This window comes from Streptomyces sp. CNP082, from assembly GCF_059570535.1.
Genome location: NZ_JCANSZ010000004.1, coordinates 25,034 through 39,722, shown reverse-complemented (window position 1 = coordinate 39,722; position 14,689 = coordinate 25,034). Strand labels below are relative to the sequence as shown.

The following is a 14,689-nucleotide window of genomic DNA, read 5'->3' as shown; positions in this document are numbered from 1 at the left end:
GGCGCGACCACCCGTGGGGGCAGGCGGTGTTCTGGTGTCCACACTCCACTAACCGAGTGACGCGGCGATTGGACACTGCCTGACACGGGCCTTTTGTGTCGGAGGCCCGTCAAACACACCGTTCGCGGGGGCTCGTGTCGATTCGCCGCGCGCCGCCCCCTTCGGTGTTCACGCCCGCCTGCGCGCCGCCTCGTACAGCACCACGCCCGCCGCGACGCCCGCGTTCAGCGACTCGGCGCCGCCCGGCATCGGGATCCGTACCCGTACGTCGCAGGTCTGGCTCACCAGCCGCGACAGGCCCTTGCCCTCGCTGCCGACCACGATGCACACCGGCCCGTCCAGCAGGTCGAGGTCCGGCAGCTCGGCCTCGCCGTCGGCGGCGAGCCCGACGACCATCACGCCGGCCTTCTGGTACGTCTCCAGCGCGCGGGTCAGGTTCGTCGCCCGCGCCACCGGCGTACGCGCCGCCGTGCCCGCCGACGACTTCCACGCACCCGCCGTCATCCCCGCCGCCCGCCGCTCCGGGATGACGACCCCGTGCCCGCCGAAGGCGGAGACGGAGCGGACTACGGCGCCGAGGTTGCGCGGGTCGGTGACCCCGTCGAGGGCGACGGCGAGCAGGCCCGCCGGGTCCTCGGCGGCGGCGTCGAGCAGGTCCTCGGGGTGGGCGTACTCGTAGGGCGGGACCTGGAGCACCAGGCCCTGGTGGTTCAGCCCGTCCGTCATCCGGTCCAGCTCAGGGCGCGGCGCCTCCATCAGGTGGACGTCGCCGCGGTCGCCGGCGAGCTGGAGGGCGGCGCGGACGCGGTCGTCGCTGTCGACGTACTGCTGGACGTACAGCGTCGTGGCCGGCACGCCGTCGCGCAGCGCCTCGTACACCGCGTTGCGGCCGACGACCAGCTCGCTGCTGCCCTTGCCGCCGCGGCGCGCGGCGGGACGCGCGGTGGCGGCCCGCTTCGACCGGGCCTTGGCGGCGCGCTGCTTGGCGTGCCCGGGGCGCTGCTCGGCGGGCGGCGTGGGGCCCTTGCCCGCCAGGGAGCGGCGGCCCTTGCCGCCGCTGCCCTTGGTCGCGCCCTTCTTGCTCGCCGTTCTGCGGCCTCGGCGCTGACTGTTCCCGGCCATGGGGGTTCCACCTGCTCCTGCGTTCGTCGTTCGCTACGTCATGAGTGTGCCGCCCGGTCCGCCGGGCGGCACACGCGGGCGCGTACGCCCGGCTCTGCTGTCAGCTCAGCGTCCAGCGCGGCCCGTCGGGGGTGTCCTCGATGGCGAGGCCCGACTGCTGGAGCTGGTCGCGAAGGGCGTCCGCCGCGGCGTAGTCCTTGCGCGCCCGCGCCGCCTCGCGCTGCTCCAGCACCAGCCGGACGAGCGTGTCGACGACCCCGTGCAGCTCCGCGCCGCGGTCGGTGCCGGCCGTCCCCGTCCAGTGTGCGTCAAGCGGGTCGAGACCCAGCACGCCCAGCATGGCGCGTACCTCGGCGAGGCGGGCGACGGCGGCTTCCTTGTCGTCGGCGGACAGGGCGGCGTTGCCGTGCCGGACCGTGGTGTGCACGACGGCGAGCGCCTGCGGCACCCCGAGGTCGTCGTCCATCGCCTCGGCGAACGCGGACGGCACCTCCGCGGCCGGCGCGACGGGCTCCCCGGCCTTCTCGGTCACCCGCTGCACGAAGCCCTCGATACGCGCGAACGCGGCCTCGGCCTCGCGCAGGGCCTCCTCGCTGTACTCGATGGTGGAGCGGTAGTGCGGGGTGCCCAGGTAGTAGCGCAGGACGATGGGGCGCCAGCGCTTGACCATCTCGGAGACGAGCACCGAGTTGCCGAGCGACTTGCTCATCTTCTCGCCGCTCATGGTCACCCAGGCGTTGTGCAGCCAGTAGTCGGCGAAGTCGTCGCCGGACGTCCTGGACTGCGCGATCTCGTTCTCGTGGTGCGGGAAGACGAGGTCGATGCCGCCGCCGTGGATGTCGAAGCGGGAGCCCAGGTACTTGTGGGCCATCGCCGAGCACTCCAGGTGCCAGCCGGGCCGGCCGCGGCCCCAGGGGGTCTCCCAAGACGGCTCGCCGGGCTTGGCGGCCTTCCACATGGCGAAGTCCCGCTGGTCGCGCTTGCCGGTCTCGCCCTCGCCCTCGGGCTGGCGGAGGTTGTCCAGCTCCTGGTTGGACAGGGCGAGGTAGTCCGGGTACGAGCGGACGTCGAAGTAGACGTTGCCGTCGGCGGCGTAGGCGTGCCCGGAGTCGATGAGCGCGCGCATCATCTCGATCATCTCGGGTACGTGCCCGGTGGCGCGGGGCTCGTACGTGGGCGGGAGGCAGCCGAGCGCCTCGTAGCCGGCGTTGAAGGCGCGCTCGTTCTCGTACCCGATGGCCCACCAGGGGCGGCCCTGGTCGGCGGACTTTTCGATGATCTTGTCGTCGATGTCGGTGACGTTGCGGACGAACGTCACGTCGTAGCCGCGGTGGAGCAGCCAGCGGCGCAGGATGTCGAAGTTGAGCCCCGACCGGATGTGCCCGATATGCGGGGCGGCCTGCACGGTGGCGCCGCACAGGTAGATCGAGACGCAACCCGGGGTGATCGGGGTGAAGTCACGGATCTGCCGGGCGCTGGTGTCGTACAGGCGAATGGTCACTCCTCAAGGGTAGTAGGACCCGGACACCCCGGTCGCCGCAGCCCGCGTATAGCCACCCTGAACCACCCCGGCCTCCCAGCCCTCTGAACCACCCCGGGCCGTCCCAGCCCCACCAGCCGTCCCAGCGCCCAAGCACCCTCAGCCCCCACACCCGCCCTAGGGTAGGCCGCCCCACTGACACCGGACACCGGACACCGGGCGCGGGGCGCGGGGCGCGGGGCGCGGGGCGCGGGGCGCGGGGCGCGGGGCGCGGGGCGCGGGGCGCGGGGCGCGGGGCCGCGGGGCCGCGGGGCCGCGGGGCCGCGGGGCCGCGGGGCGGGGTCAGCCCGGCGGCGGCAGGACGAGCGCGGTGGCGATGGCCGCCAGGCCCTCGCCGCGGCCGGTGAGCCCGAGGCCGTCGGTCGTCGTGCCGGAGACCGACACCGGCGCCCCGGCCGCGGCCGACAGCGCCTCCTGCGCCTCCGCCCGCCGCTTGCCGATCTTCGGCCGCACACCGATCACCTGGATCGCGACGTTGCCGATGCGGAAGCCGGACGCGCGCACGATACGGGCCGCCTCGCCCAGCAGCACGACGCCGGCGGCGCCGGACCACTCCGGGCGGCCGGTGCCGAAGTGCGCGCCGAGGTCCCCGAGGCCGGCGGCGGAGAAGAGCGCGTCACAGGCGGCGTGCGCGGCGACGTCGCCGTCGGAGTGGCCGGCCAGGCCCTGGCTCTCGCCCTCCCAGAGCAGGCCCGCGCACCACAGCTCGCGCCCCGCCTCGAAGGCGTGCACGTCGGTGCCGACGCCGATGCGCGGCAGCACGCCGTACGCACCGGGCGCACCGGGCGCAGATGCACCGGGCGCACCGGCGCCCGCGCCGACCACGGTGCCGTCAGAAGGCATCCGTCGCCCTCCTGCGCGCCAGTACGGCCTCGGCCAGCACCATGTCCAGCGGCCGTGTCACCTTGAACGCCTCCTCGTGCCCGGGTACGAGCACGACCTCCACGCCCAGCCGCTCGACCATGCCGGCGTCGTCCGTGGCGCCCTCCCCGGTGGCGGGCACCCGCTCGTGGGCCTCCGTCAGCACCCGGCGGTCGAAGCCCTGCGGGGTCTGCACGGCGCGCAGCGCGGCCCGCTCGGGGGTGGCGACGACCGGCTCCGGGCCGCCCGGCTCGCCGCCGGGCACGACCTGCTTGACGGTGTCGGTGACGGGCAGCGCCGGTACGACAGCGGGCGCCCCGGCCCGTACCGCCTCGGCGACGGCATCCACGGTGTCCACCGGGACCAGCGGGCGCGCGGCGTCGTGCACGAGCACGACGTCGACGTCGTCGGGGAGTGCGGCCAGCCCGAGCCGTACGGAGTCCTGGCGGGTGTCGCCGCCGGGGACGACGACGACCTCGGTCCCGTCGAGGTACTCCAGGTGGTCGTCGAGCAGGGTGCGCACCTGCGCCGCCTCATCGGGCGGGCCGACGACGACGACCATGGACACCGCACGGGCGCGCGCGAGGGCGCGCACGGCGTGCACGAGCATCGGCGTACCGCCGAGGGCGCGCAGGGCCTTGGGCGCGCCGGGGCCGAGCCGCACTCCGCGGCCGGCGGCGGGGATCACCGCGGCGCACCTGTGCGGACCGGAAGGGTCCGGGTCGCCGGGCCGGGTACGTACGGACGCGGCGGGCGAGTCAGACGAGCCTGACGGAGACATTGCGGTGTTCAGGTTTGTGTCCTTGGACGACATGGGTATGGCCAAAAGCGTGCCGGGCACGTGCTTCGTGCCCCCACCGCGGAGCTCGCTGCCGACCCCCTTCCGTGACGCACATGGTCGCAGTAGCTACCCGGGCCCGGCACGGCGTGTCCACGTGAAAGCGGGACAGCCGTCGGCCCGGCGCGCCGCACGCGAGCATACGCACGCGCGGCGCGGGAGCCTACGACTGTCCCAGAAACCCGGCACGCTTCCAGGCCGTCGGACGGACGTGAAAGGACGAGCGGGGACAAGCGGACGGACCACGAAGCACGTGACCGGGCAGCGCTGACGGCGACGGGCCGAGAGCGACGCAGGCCGACGGCACGGGCCGACAGCGACGGAGAGCGAGCGCCTTTACGGCACGCGGCCGACGACCGGCACCGAACCAGCGGCGCTGAACCGGCAACGGCGAACGCCAGCGCTGAACCAGCCAGCGCTCGACGACGACGGCGAGCACCGCCGACGCCGGACACACAGCCGAGCGAACACCTCTGCGCGATCACTGCCGAGCGACCTCACCGGGCAGCCACGGCAGCACCCAACCGGGCGATGCAGCGGCCGTCACGGCCACGGGCACCCAAGGGCACCGCCTGCGTGACGTGAGACGCCGTCAGGCGCCGTTCAGGACGCCAGCACCTCGTCGAGCAGCGCTTCCGCCTTGTCCTCGTTCGTGCTCTCACACAGCGCCAGCTCGCTCACCAGGATCTGACGGGCCTTGGCGAGCATCCGCTTCTCTCCGGCGGAGAGACCGCGCTCGCGCTCCCGGCGCCACAGATCCCGGACGACCTCGGCGACCTTGATCACGTCACCCGAAGCGAGCTTCTCCAGGTTCGCCTTGTACCGCCGGGACCAGTTGGTGGGCTCTTCCGCATACGGTGCGCGCAGCACCTCGAAGACCCGCTCCAACCCTTCCTGGCCCACCACATCGCGTACCCCGACGAACTCGGCATTGTCCGCCGGCACGCGCACCGTCAAGTCGCCCTGCGCGACTTTCAGCACCAAGTAGGTCTTGTCCTCACCTTTGATCTGGCGAGTTTCGATGGCCTCGATCAGCGCGGCCCCATGATGGGGATAGACCACGGTGTCGCCAACCTTGAACGTCATGTGACAGGTACCCCTTCCGTGGCTATCCAGGGTAACACGACCCAGGCCGCTTCTGAATGGCGTTTTCGCAGGTCAGAGCCCGTCTCGGGGCTTGACAAGCGCCCCCGGAACGTGCTTCGCCCGGCACCGGAATCATGGTTTCCGCAGGTGAGGTGGCCTCTGCACGAAACCCGAAACGCGAAGGTCACCCGCCACCGGAAGACTCGACAGGGCGGCGATCGTCCCGATTTGTCGGAGTCGGCCGGTGAAGTCGCGCTGCTCCGTTCGGCCGATCACGAACGAATCCGGCCGGATTCCGGAATTGATCACACGGGCAGTGATCGATATCCGCGTTCTCGCTCAGCCGGTGTTCCCTTGCTTGTTCCCCCGCCACTTCCCGCGCGGATATTGCCGGGCATTAGCACGGCCGTACGCGCGGACCGGTGCGAAGGCGCCCGGCGGGTGACAGGCGGGTCGGGTCCGTGCCCCCGAAACGGGGTCGGTACTGTTCCCTCCAGCACCAACGTCACCGCAGCCAAGCCGAACCGGCCTTCACGTCCAAGGAGATGCCGCCGCCGTGAGCAGCAGCATTCGACGCGGCACGCTCGCCGCGACCACCCTCGCTCTCTCGCTCGCCGCCCTCACCGCCTGCGGGACGGGCAACAACGCCGAGACCCTGAAGATCAACCCCGACAACGCGCGCGTCACCGCGGGCGACATCCGGATCCAGAACGCGGTGGTGATCACCCCGCCGGCGGACACGGAGGGGCCGGCCGCGGTCTCCGCCCGCATCTTCAACAACGGCGGCCAGGACCAGACGCTGGAGCGGCTGACGTTCACGAACGGGGGCCGGGACCTGGAGCTGGCCGGAGAGGACGGGCAGGGCGGCGTGGTCGTGCCGGCGGGCGGCTCGGTGATGCTGGGCGGCGAGGGCAACGCCTCGGCGGTCCTGCCCGACGGGCACGACGCCGGGCACGGGACGACGAAGAAGCTCTCCTTCGAGTTCAGCGAGGAGGGCGAGGTACGGATCGCCGCGTTCGTCGTCGGTGACGACGGCGACTACGCGCACTTCGCCGCGACCGAGTCGCCGAGCCCGCTGGAGACCGACACCGCGACGTCCTCCCCGGACGCCGAGCCCGGCGAGGACGCGGGCACGGGCACGGACGCCGCCGAGGACGCGGACGGCACCGAGGGCACGGACGGCACCGAGGCTCCCTCGGACACGGACACGGACACGGACACCGCCGACCCCGACGCCACGGCGGACCCCGCCGAGGGCACCCCGGGCACGGACGGCGCCACGGCCTCCGACAGCCCGGTCATCGAGCAGTAAGCGGTACGCCCCGGCGCCGCCGCGCGCCGGGGCCGGGTGCCCGTTCGTTCCGTACGGCGCACGCGCACGCGCACCCGCCGCACAGGCCCGCCTACGGCTCGAACTTGTAGCCCAGGCCGCGGACCGTCACCAGATACCGCGGCGCGCCCGGGTCCGGTTCGATCTTCGCGCGCAGCCGCTTGACGTGGACGTCGAGGGTCTTGGTGTCGCCGACGTAGTCGGCGCCCCAGACCCGGTCGATGAGCTGCATCCGGGTCAGCACCCGGCCGGCGTTGCGCAGCAGCATCTCCAGCAGGTCGAACTCCTTCAGCGGCAGGTCGACCTTGGCGCCGGCGACCGTCACGACGTGCCGGTCGACGTCCATGCGCACCGGGCCGACCTCCAGGGCCGCCGGCTCCGCCTCCTCCGGTTCGCCGCGGCGGCGCAGGACCGCGCGGATCCGCGCGACCAGCTCCCGTGAGGAGAAGGGCTTCGTCACATAGTCGTCAGCCCCTATCTCCAGCCCGACGACCTTGTCGATCTCGCTGTCCTTGGCGGTCACCATGATGACCGGGACGTTCGACCGGCCGCGCAGTTGGCGGCACACCTCCGTGCCGGGCAGCCCCGGCAGCATGAGGTCCAGCAGCACCAGGTCGGCGCCGTTGCGGTCGAAGTCGTCGAGTGCTTCGGGGCCCGTGACCGCCACGGCCACCTCGAAGCCCTCCTTGCGGAGCATGTACGACAGTGCGTCGCTGAACGACTCTTCGTCCTCGACGACAAGAACCCGGGTCACGCTCTGACCTCCGAGGGGGACGGACAGCACAGGGTGGAAGGGGACGAGAGGGCCGGGCGGCGAGCGATGAGGCCGCGCCCGGCGGTGGGCACGCGGGTCACGGAATGACCTCCGGAGCTGTGTCTGACGCGTCGGTCCCGTCGTACCGGAGCCGGTCCTCGCCGTCGAGGTCCTCCGGGCCGATGAGAGCTCCGCTGCGGCCGGTGTCGGGCCGGCCGCTCTTCGGACGTGCGGCCTCGGGCAGCCGCAGGGTGAACGTGGAGCCCTGGCCCTCAGCGCTCCACACCGTGACCTCCCCGCCGTGCGAGGCGGCCACGTGCTTGACGATGGCGAGACCGAGACCGGTCCCGCCGGTGGCCCGCGAGCGCGCCGGGTCGACCCGGTAGAAGCGCTCGAAGACCCGCTCGCGGTCCTTCTCCGAGATGCCGATCCCCTGGTCGGTGACCGCGATCTCGATCACGTCGCCACCCGTGGCGGGCAGCCGGCGGGCCGCGATGCCGACCCTGGTACGGGCCGGGCTGTAGTTCACGGCGTTCTCCACCAGGTTGCCCAGGGCGGCGGCGAGCTGGCCGCGGTGGCCCCAGACGTGGAGCCCGGCCGTGCCGCCGGTGGCGATGGTGATCTGCTTGGCGCCGGCCTGCTGCCGGCACCGCTCCATGGCCTCGCCGACCAGCTCGTCGACCCGTACCGGCTCGGCGCCCTCCAGCGGGTCGTCGTTCTGCACCCGGGAGAGGTCGATCAGCTCCTGTACGAGGCTGGTCAGCCGGGTCGCCTCGCCCTGCATGCGGCCGGCGAAGCGCGTCACCGCCTCGGGGTCGTCGGCGGCGTCCATGACCGCCTCGGAGAGCAGGGACAGCGCGCCGACCGGGGTCTTCAGCTCGTGGCTGACGTTCGCGACGAAGTCGCGGCGGACCGCCTCGATGCGGCGGGCCTCGGTCATGTCCTCGACCAGCAGCAGCACCAGCCGGGAGCCGAGCGGCGCCGAGCGGGCGGAGACCGCCAGCGCGCCGCCTCCGGAGGCGATGCGCCCGCTGCGCCGGGGCAGGTCCAGCTCGACCTGCCGGATCTCGCCGTCGCGCCGGGTGTCGCGGGCCATGGCCAGCATCGGCTCCACCGTCAGCCGGCCGCCGCGCACCAGCCCCAGGGCGTACGCCGCGGAGCTGGCCTTGACGACGGCCTCGTCCTCGTCGAGCACGACGGCGGAGGAGCGCAGAACGGAGAGCACGGTGTCGACGCCGGGCGGCAGGACCGATTCCGTGTGCAGCGAGGTGCGCGTGGGCCTGGCCTGCTCGCGCTCGCTCCACCGGAACGCGAGCACGGCGATCACGCCGGTGCACAGCCCGGCGAGCGCTGCCGCCGCGGCGACCGCCGCGTTCACGTCCATGACTCCAGGTTAGGCACCTCGCGGACCCCTTCCACAGCCATCCGGGTGCGGTCTCGAACACTGGTTGCCAAGAGTTCACTCTCAGGTCGGTCCCGATTCACTAAGTGGCGCGTCGTCCCCTGCATGGTGGATGCTGCATAAATCGGCATAGAGGACGGACGGGACACTGGGATGCGCGACTCTTACCACGAGGAGCTGGACTCGATCGGCGAGGGCCTGGTCGACATGGCCCGGATGGTCGGCTCCGCCATGGGCCGTGCCACGGCAGCGCTGCTCGACTCCGACCTGCAGCTCGCCGAGAGCGTGATCGCGGGCGACGAGAGGGTCGACGACCTCCAGCGCGAGCTGGAGACGCGGGCCATCCAGTTGCTCGCCCGGCAGCAGCCCGTGGCCACGGACCTGCGGATCGTGGTGACGTCCCTGCGGATGAGCGCCGACCTGGAGCGCGCCGGCGACCTGGCCCAGCACGTCGCCAAGCTCGCCCGGCTGCGCTACCCCGGCCGCTGCATACCGGACGACCTGCACGCCACGGTCCTGGAGATGGGGCAGCTCGCGCAGCGGCTGATGGCGAAGGCCGCGGAGGTCATCACCACCAAGAACGTCGACCTGGCGCTGGAGCTGGAGCAGGACGACGACAGGATGGACTACCTGCACCGCAAGATCTTCCAGCACCTGATGGACGACCGCTGGAAGCACGGCATCGAGACCGCGGTGGACGTGACCCTGATCGGGCGCTACTACGAGCGCTTCGCCGATCACGCCGTGTCCTGTGCGGGCCGCGTGGTGTATCTGGTGACCGGCGAGCACGCCGACGAGCTGAGCCCGACGGCGCCGGTCGAAGGGGCGTAGCGGCCGGAGCGCGGGGGCACGGGACCCGCGCGCGCCGGGCGCGCCCGCGGGCGGCTCACGCGCCGGGCGCGGCATCCGGGACGTACGGCCGTACGAGGGCGGCAGATGCATCCGCGCGCCCGCATGTGCGCCCCGGCCGCCGGGGCAGCCTCCCGGTGGAAGGGAACACTCTGCTAGGAGGTCCGCATGCCGGAAGAGTTCACCTCCCGCACCCGTGCCGACCCGCGCGCCACGGCACGGCCGCCGCGGATGCGCCCGAAGATGACCCCGCTGCCGAAGTTGAGCTCCTGCAGTTGCGGCCCCGGCTGCTCCTGCGGCTGCCAGTCGGGCGGGTCGTGCAGCTGCGGCGGGAGCTGCGGCTGAGACCGCGAAGCCGCGGAACCGCGGAACCGCGAGACGCAGCCTGCGACAGACGCCCGCAGCCCCTGCCCTGACGATGCCGGGCAGGGGCTGCGGTTACGTGTGTCCGGTGCGCGGTCCGCTTATTTCTTGCCCTGGTTCGCCACGGCCTTGATCGCCGAGGCCGCCGCCTCCGGGTCGAGGTACGTGCCGCCGCTGCCGACCGGGCGCAGGTCGGCGTCCAGCTCGTACGCCAGCGGGATGCCGGTGGGGATGTTCAGCCCCGGGATGTCCGCGTCGGAGATCCCGTCGAGGTGCTTGACCAGCGCCCGCAGGCTGTTGCCGTGCGCCGCGACCAGCACCGTCCGCCCGGCCTGGAGGTCCGGCACGATGCTGTCGTACCAGTACGGCAGGGCCCGCTCCAGCACGTCCTTCAGGCACTCGGTCTTCGGCCGCAGCTCGCTGGGGATGTGCGCGTAGCGCGCGTCGTGCGCCTGCGAGAACTCGCTGTCGTCGTCGATCGGCGGCGGGGGCGTGTCGTACGAGCGGCGCCAGGTCATGAACTGCTCCTCGCCGAACTCGGCGAGGGTCTGCGCCTTGTCCTTGCCCTGGAGCGCGCCGTAGTGCCGCTCGTTGAGCCGCCAGGAGCGCGCGACCGGGATCCAGTGCCGGTCGCAGGCGGCCAGGGACAGGTTGGCGGTACGGATGGCGCGCTTGAGCAGCGACGTGTGGACGACGTCCGGCAGCCAGCCGGCCTCGCGCAGCAGTTCGCCGCCGCGCACCGCCTCCTTCTCGCCCTTGTCGGTGAGGTTCACGTCCACCCAGCCGGTGAACAGGTTCTTGGCGTTCCAGTCGCTCTCTCCGTGGCGGAGGAGGATCAGCTTGTACGGTGCGTCGGCCATGGCTCCGAGCCTAATCGAGCGGCCGGATCCGGCCCCCGGTGGCCCGGATTGACGGCAGCCGTCAATCCGGTGGCGATACGGCGACCCCGCTTCGTAACATCCATTCATCTGCCGTGCCACTTACATCCGGGGGTTCCGCCGTGGCTGTCACCCGCATCGGGCGCGCCGCCCGCGAGACCGTCTCGGGCCTGCCCCGCGAGTTCTGGTGGCTGTGGACCTCCACGCTCGTCAACCGGCTCGGCGGCTTCGTCGCCACCTTCATGGCCCTCTACCTCACGCAGGAGCGCGGCCACTCCGCGTCGTACGCCGGGCTGGTGGCCGCGCTGTACGGGTTCGGCGGCGTGGTCTCCTCGCTCGGCGGCGGCGTGCTCGCCGACCGCCTCGGCCGCCGCCCCACGCTGATGCTCGCGCAGTCCGGCACCGCCGTGACCGTCACCGCGCTCGGCTTCACCACCCACCCCGTGGCCATCCCCGCCGTCGCCTTCGCCGTCGGCATGGCGTCCAACGCCTCCCGGCCCGCGGTGCAGGCGATGATGGCGGACATCGTCCCGCCGGAGGACCGCGTACGGGCCTTCTCGCTCAACTACTGGGCGATCAACCTGGGTTTCGCGGTCTCCTCCACCGGCGCCGGCTTCATCGCCGAGTACAGCTACCGCGCCGGGTTCCTCATCGAGGGCGCCATGACCCTCGCCTGCGCGGTCCTCGTCTTCGTCAAGCTGCCCGAGTCCCGGCCGGAGCAGCCCGCCACCGCCGCCGGCGCCGAGGACGGCGCGGCGGAGTCCGTGAGCCTGGGCACGGTGGTGCGCGACGGGCGGTTCATGGGCGTCGTCGGGCTGTCGTTCCTGATCTCGCTGGTGTTCATGCAGGCGTACGTCTCGCTGCCGGTGGCGATGGGCGACCAGGGCTTCTCCAGCTCGGACTTCGGCCTCGCCATCGCCGTCAACGGCGTCCTGATAGTCGTCCTGCAGATCCCCGTGACCCGGTTCATCGAGCACCGCGACCCGCGGGCGCTGCTCGTCCTCTCCTCGCTGCTGACGGGCTACGGGTTCGGGCTCCACGCCTTCGCCGGGTCGGTCGCCGTGTACGCGCTCGTCATCTGCTTCTGGACCCTCGGCGAGATCGTCAACGCGCCGACGCAGACCAGCATCGTCGTCCGCCTCTCCCCCGTCCACGGCCGCGGGCGCTACCAGGGCATGTACACCACCTCCTGGGCCGTCGCCGCGCTCGCCGCCCCGCTGCTGGGCGGGTGGGTCATCGACGCCGCCGGGGCGGACTGGCTGTGGGCGGGGTGCGCGGCGGTGGGCACGGTGGCGGCGGCGGGGTACGCGCTGCTGATGCGGGGGCTGCCGAAGGAGGACCCGGTTCCGGCGGCGGAGCCGGTGACGGCACCGGCCGCGGCTCCGGCCGCGAAAGAGGTCATGAAACCGGCCGAAAACGTCATTGATTAACCGTCAGACAGGCGTCTGTAGAAACCACTTGCGTCACACCGGTAGCGTCTAGCCCCCAGAAAGCCGCCGTTCCGGTCCGAGGGGAACGCACGTGTCCGACCTGTACATCGACAACGCCATGCTTAAACGCGTCCGCCACAACCTTGCCCATATCGGCGAAGTACTGGACAAGCCGGCCCGCGCGATGGCGGACGTGGACGCCAAGGCCATGGGGGCGAGCGCACTGGAGAGACGCATGGACGAGTTCGGCGACGAGTGGTCGTACGGGTTCGGACAGTTGCGTAAATTCGCCAAGGGCGCGACCGAGGCGCTCGACCAGATCGAGAAGGGCTTCGCCGACCTCGACAGGGACCTCGCCGCCGAGCTGTCCAAGGCGGCGGAGCAGAAATGAGCGCACCCACCGCCGCGGACTTCCCCACGCTGGGATTCGTCCCGTGCCCCGGCGACTACGAGATAGCCAAGGACACCGCCGCCACCGTCCGCCGCACCTCCGACGCGCTGGGCGAGATATGCAAGGTCCTCGAAGGCGCCGACGAGGGCGACTGGCGCGGCAAGGCCGCCGACGCCTTCCGGGCGCTGCTCGCCGACGAGTTCCGCCCCAAGGTCAAGGACGCGTACAGCGCCTTCTCCACGGCCCGTACGGTCCTCACCGACTGGGCCGAGAACATCGACCGCCAGCAGCGGGCGGCGGACAAGCTCGAAGAAGAGGCCGCCGAGCTGAAGCGGACCGCGGAAGCGGAGGCGCGCAAGGAAGCAGAGGAGGAGGGCGGGAAGGGCGGGAAGGACGGCAAGGGCGGGAAGGAGGGTGCGGAGTCGGGCTCCGCGTCCGAAGAGGACCCGCTCGCCGACGTACGCCGCCGGGCGCACCGCCTCCAGGACGACTACGAGCAGGAAGGCCGCGACGCCGCCACCCGGCTGAAGAAGGCCCTCGACATCGCCCCCAACGAGCCCGGCTTCTGGGACAAGGTCGGCGACGCGGTCGGCGGGGCGCTGGAGGCCATCGGCCAGGCCGTCATGGACCCGATGGGCACGCTCGCGGAGCTGGCCCCGCTCTTCAAGACGCTCGGCGACATCGCCGGCCTGCTCAGCACCGTCACCGGACTGCTCGCGCTCGTCCCCGGGCTGCAGTTCCTCGGCGCCGCCTCGCTCGCGCTCGCGGGCGTCGCGCTCGTCGCGCACTACCTTTCCGCGGTCGGCACCACCGGCAGCTTCCTCAAGGCCCTCACCACCAAAGACGTCATCATGGACGCCATCGGCTTCGGCCTCGGCAAGATCGGCGCGCGCTTCGGTGACGAGATCCTGGCCGCCGCGAAGGCGAGCAACCAGCCGACGCGGATGGTCGCCCAGCTCGGCGGCAAGCTGCCGGCCATGGAGCTGCCGCAGGGCTACTTCCAGTTGGCGCGCGGGGCCTCGTACAGCATGAGCGTGCGCGAGTTCGGCATGCGCACCGGGCAGTACTTCACCACCTGGACCGGCAACGTCTTCACCGCCGAGGGCTCGCACGACACCATCGACACCGCAAAGAAGCTCGTCACCTGGGACTTCGGCGCACTGACGAACAAGGACACGGTGGCGCCATGGGCACGCTGACCCCCGGCCGGATCCAGTTGTACGCGCCCGTGGACTGGTTCGACCTGATGGCCGACGGCGACGACCGCGAGGCGACGCGGGCCCGCTGCGCGGAGCTGGTGCGGCTGACGTACCCGAAGACGCCGGCGGAGCGGCGGGAGCAGTTCACCGACGCGCTGCTGGCGTGGCACGACATGCTGTACGCGGACGGGGTGCTCATGAACGGCATCGTCACGGCGCCGCTGCCGAGCAGCGGGGAGCAGGCGGCGTGGCTGGTGTTCGCGGGCGTCGTCGAGGTGCCGGAGAGCCCGTCGGACCTGGACCTGGGCGAGCTGATGACGGCGGTGTTCGCGGAGCACTACAAGGTGGCGCCGGCGTACACGGAGGCGTACGCGACGGACATGGGGATGGGCTTCGGCTTCGTGGCACAGCCGGCGCTGCCGGCGGCGGCCGTGGCGGAGGTGGAGGGCGTCGGCGAGGGGCCCGTGCAGGTGGGCCTGGCCGGGGCGCTGGCCACGCCGGTGGGCGGCGGGCTGGGCCTGCTGGTGATCGGCACGAGCCTGAACCCGCTGCAGGCGGGGGAGTTGGCGGGGCTGGTCGCGGTGATCGCGGGCCGGTCGGCGTTCGTGGCCGAGGCGGCGGATGCGTACGGGGCCGCGGGATAGCG

The 14,689-nt window shown here is 72.4% G+C and carries 14 protein-coding genes; 6 read left to right on the top strand and 8 right to left on the bottom strand.

What is annotated here, in order from left to right:
• Positions 1–168: 168 nt before the first annotated feature.
• The 5 genes from rlmB to B124_RS04525 all read right to left on the bottom strand — a co-directional run bounded on the left by rlmB (position 169) and on the right by B124_RS04525 (position 5,447).
• A complete protein-coding gene (gene rlmB, locus B124_RS04545) occupies positions 169–1,122 on the bottom strand; it encodes a 23S rRNA (guanosine(2251)-2'-O)-methyltransferase RlmB (RefSeq protein ID WP_496501327.1) in 954 nt (317 codons plus the stop codon).
• Between the two features lie 100 nt (positions 1,123–1,222).
• Entirely contained in the window at positions 1,223–2,623 is a 1,401-nt protein-coding gene (cysS, locus tag B124_RS04540; RefSeq protein WP_496501326.1) for a cysteine--tRNA ligase, read from the bottom strand.
• A 321-nt stretch (positions 2,624–2,944) separates the two neighbouring features.
• Positions 2,945–3,505: a 2-C-methyl-D-erythritol 2,4-cyclodiphosphate synthase gene (gene ispF, locus B124_RS04535; RefSeq protein ID WP_496501325.1), complete on the bottom strand. Its 561-nt coding sequence runs from the start codon at positions 3,503–3,505 to the stop codon at positions 2,945–2,947.
• Positions 3,495–4,304, bottom strand: coding sequence for a 2-C-methyl-D-erythritol 4-phosphate cytidylyltransferase (gene ispD, locus B124_RS04530; RefSeq protein ID WP_496501324.1), 810 nt, complete (start codon positions 4,302–4,304; stop codon positions 3,495–3,497). The genes ispF and ispD overlap by 11 nt, the downstream gene beginning before the upstream one ends.
• A gap of 660 nt (positions 4,305–4,964) precedes the next feature.
• On the bottom strand, positions 4,965–5,447 hold the full coding sequence (locus B124_RS04525; protein ID WP_496501323.1) for a CarD family transcriptional regulator: 483 nt from the start codon (positions 5,445–5,447) through the stop codon (positions 4,965–4,967).
• 556 nt (positions 5,448–6,003) lie between these two features.
• On the opposite strand from B124_RS04525, the gene B124_RS04520 reads away from it, so the two are divergent.
• Positions 6,004–6,759: a hypothetical protein gene (locus B124_RS04520; RefSeq protein WP_496501322.1), complete on the top strand. Its 756-nt coding sequence runs from the start codon at positions 6,004–6,006 to the stop codon at positions 6,757–6,759.
• Positions 6,760–6,850: 91 nt separating this feature from the next.
• Here B124_RS04520 and phoP read toward each other — a convergent pair whose 3' ends face one another.
• Both phoP and phoR read right to left on the bottom strand, forming a co-directional pair.
• Positions 6,851–7,531, bottom strand: coding sequence for a two-component system response regulator PhoP (gene phoP / locus B124_RS04515; RefSeq protein ID WP_496501321.1), 681 nt, complete (start codon positions 7,529–7,531; stop codon positions 6,851–6,853).
• 97 nt (positions 7,532–7,628) lie between these two features.
• Entirely contained in the window at positions 7,629–8,915 is a 1,287-nt protein-coding gene (phoR, locus tag B124_RS04510; RefSeq protein ID WP_496501320.1) for a two-component system sensor histidine kinase PhoR, read from the bottom strand.
• Between the two features lie 171 nt (positions 8,916–9,086).
• Between phoR and phoU the strand changes: the two genes are divergently transcribed.
• Entirely contained in the window at positions 9,087–9,764 is a 678-nt protein-coding gene (phoU, locus tag B124_RS04505) for a phosphate signaling complex protein PhoU (protein WP_496501319.1), read from the top strand.
• 482 nt (positions 9,765–10,246) lie between these two features.
• Here phoU and B124_RS04500 read toward each other — a convergent pair whose 3' ends face one another.
• Complete coding sequence (locus tag B124_RS04500) at positions 10,247–11,005, bottom strand: phosphoglyceromutase (RefSeq protein ID WP_496501318.1); 759 nt, start codon at positions 11,003–11,005, stop codon at positions 10,247–10,249.
• 140 nt (positions 11,006–11,145) lie between these two features.
• Between B124_RS04500 and B124_RS04495 the strand changes: the two genes are divergently transcribed.
• From B124_RS04495 to B124_RS04480, 4 genes are all read left to right on the top strand, one after another.
• Positions 11,146–12,453, top strand: coding sequence for an MDR family MFS transporter (locus B124_RS04495; RefSeq protein WP_496501317.1), 1,308 nt, complete (start codon positions 11,146–11,148; stop codon positions 12,451–12,453).
• Positions 12,454–12,571: 118 nt separating this feature from the next.
• Positions 12,572–12,844, top strand: a complete 273-nt coding sequence (locus B124_RS04490; protein ID WP_496501316.1) for a hypothetical protein — start codon at positions 12,572–12,574, stop codon at positions 12,842–12,844.
• Entirely contained in the window at positions 12,841–14,043 is a 1,203-nt protein-coding gene (locus B124_RS04485) for a putative T7SS-secreted protein (protein ID WP_496501315.1), read from the top strand. The genes B124_RS04490 and B124_RS04485 overlap by 4 nt, the downstream gene beginning before the upstream one ends.
• Positions 14,031–14,687, top strand: a complete 657-nt coding sequence (locus tag B124_RS04480; protein ID WP_496501314.1) for a hypothetical protein — start codon at positions 14,031–14,033, stop codon at positions 14,685–14,687. The genes B124_RS04485 and B124_RS04480 overlap by 13 nt, the downstream gene beginning before the upstream one ends.
• The last annotated feature ends 2 nt before the right edge of the window (positions 14,688–14,689 follow it).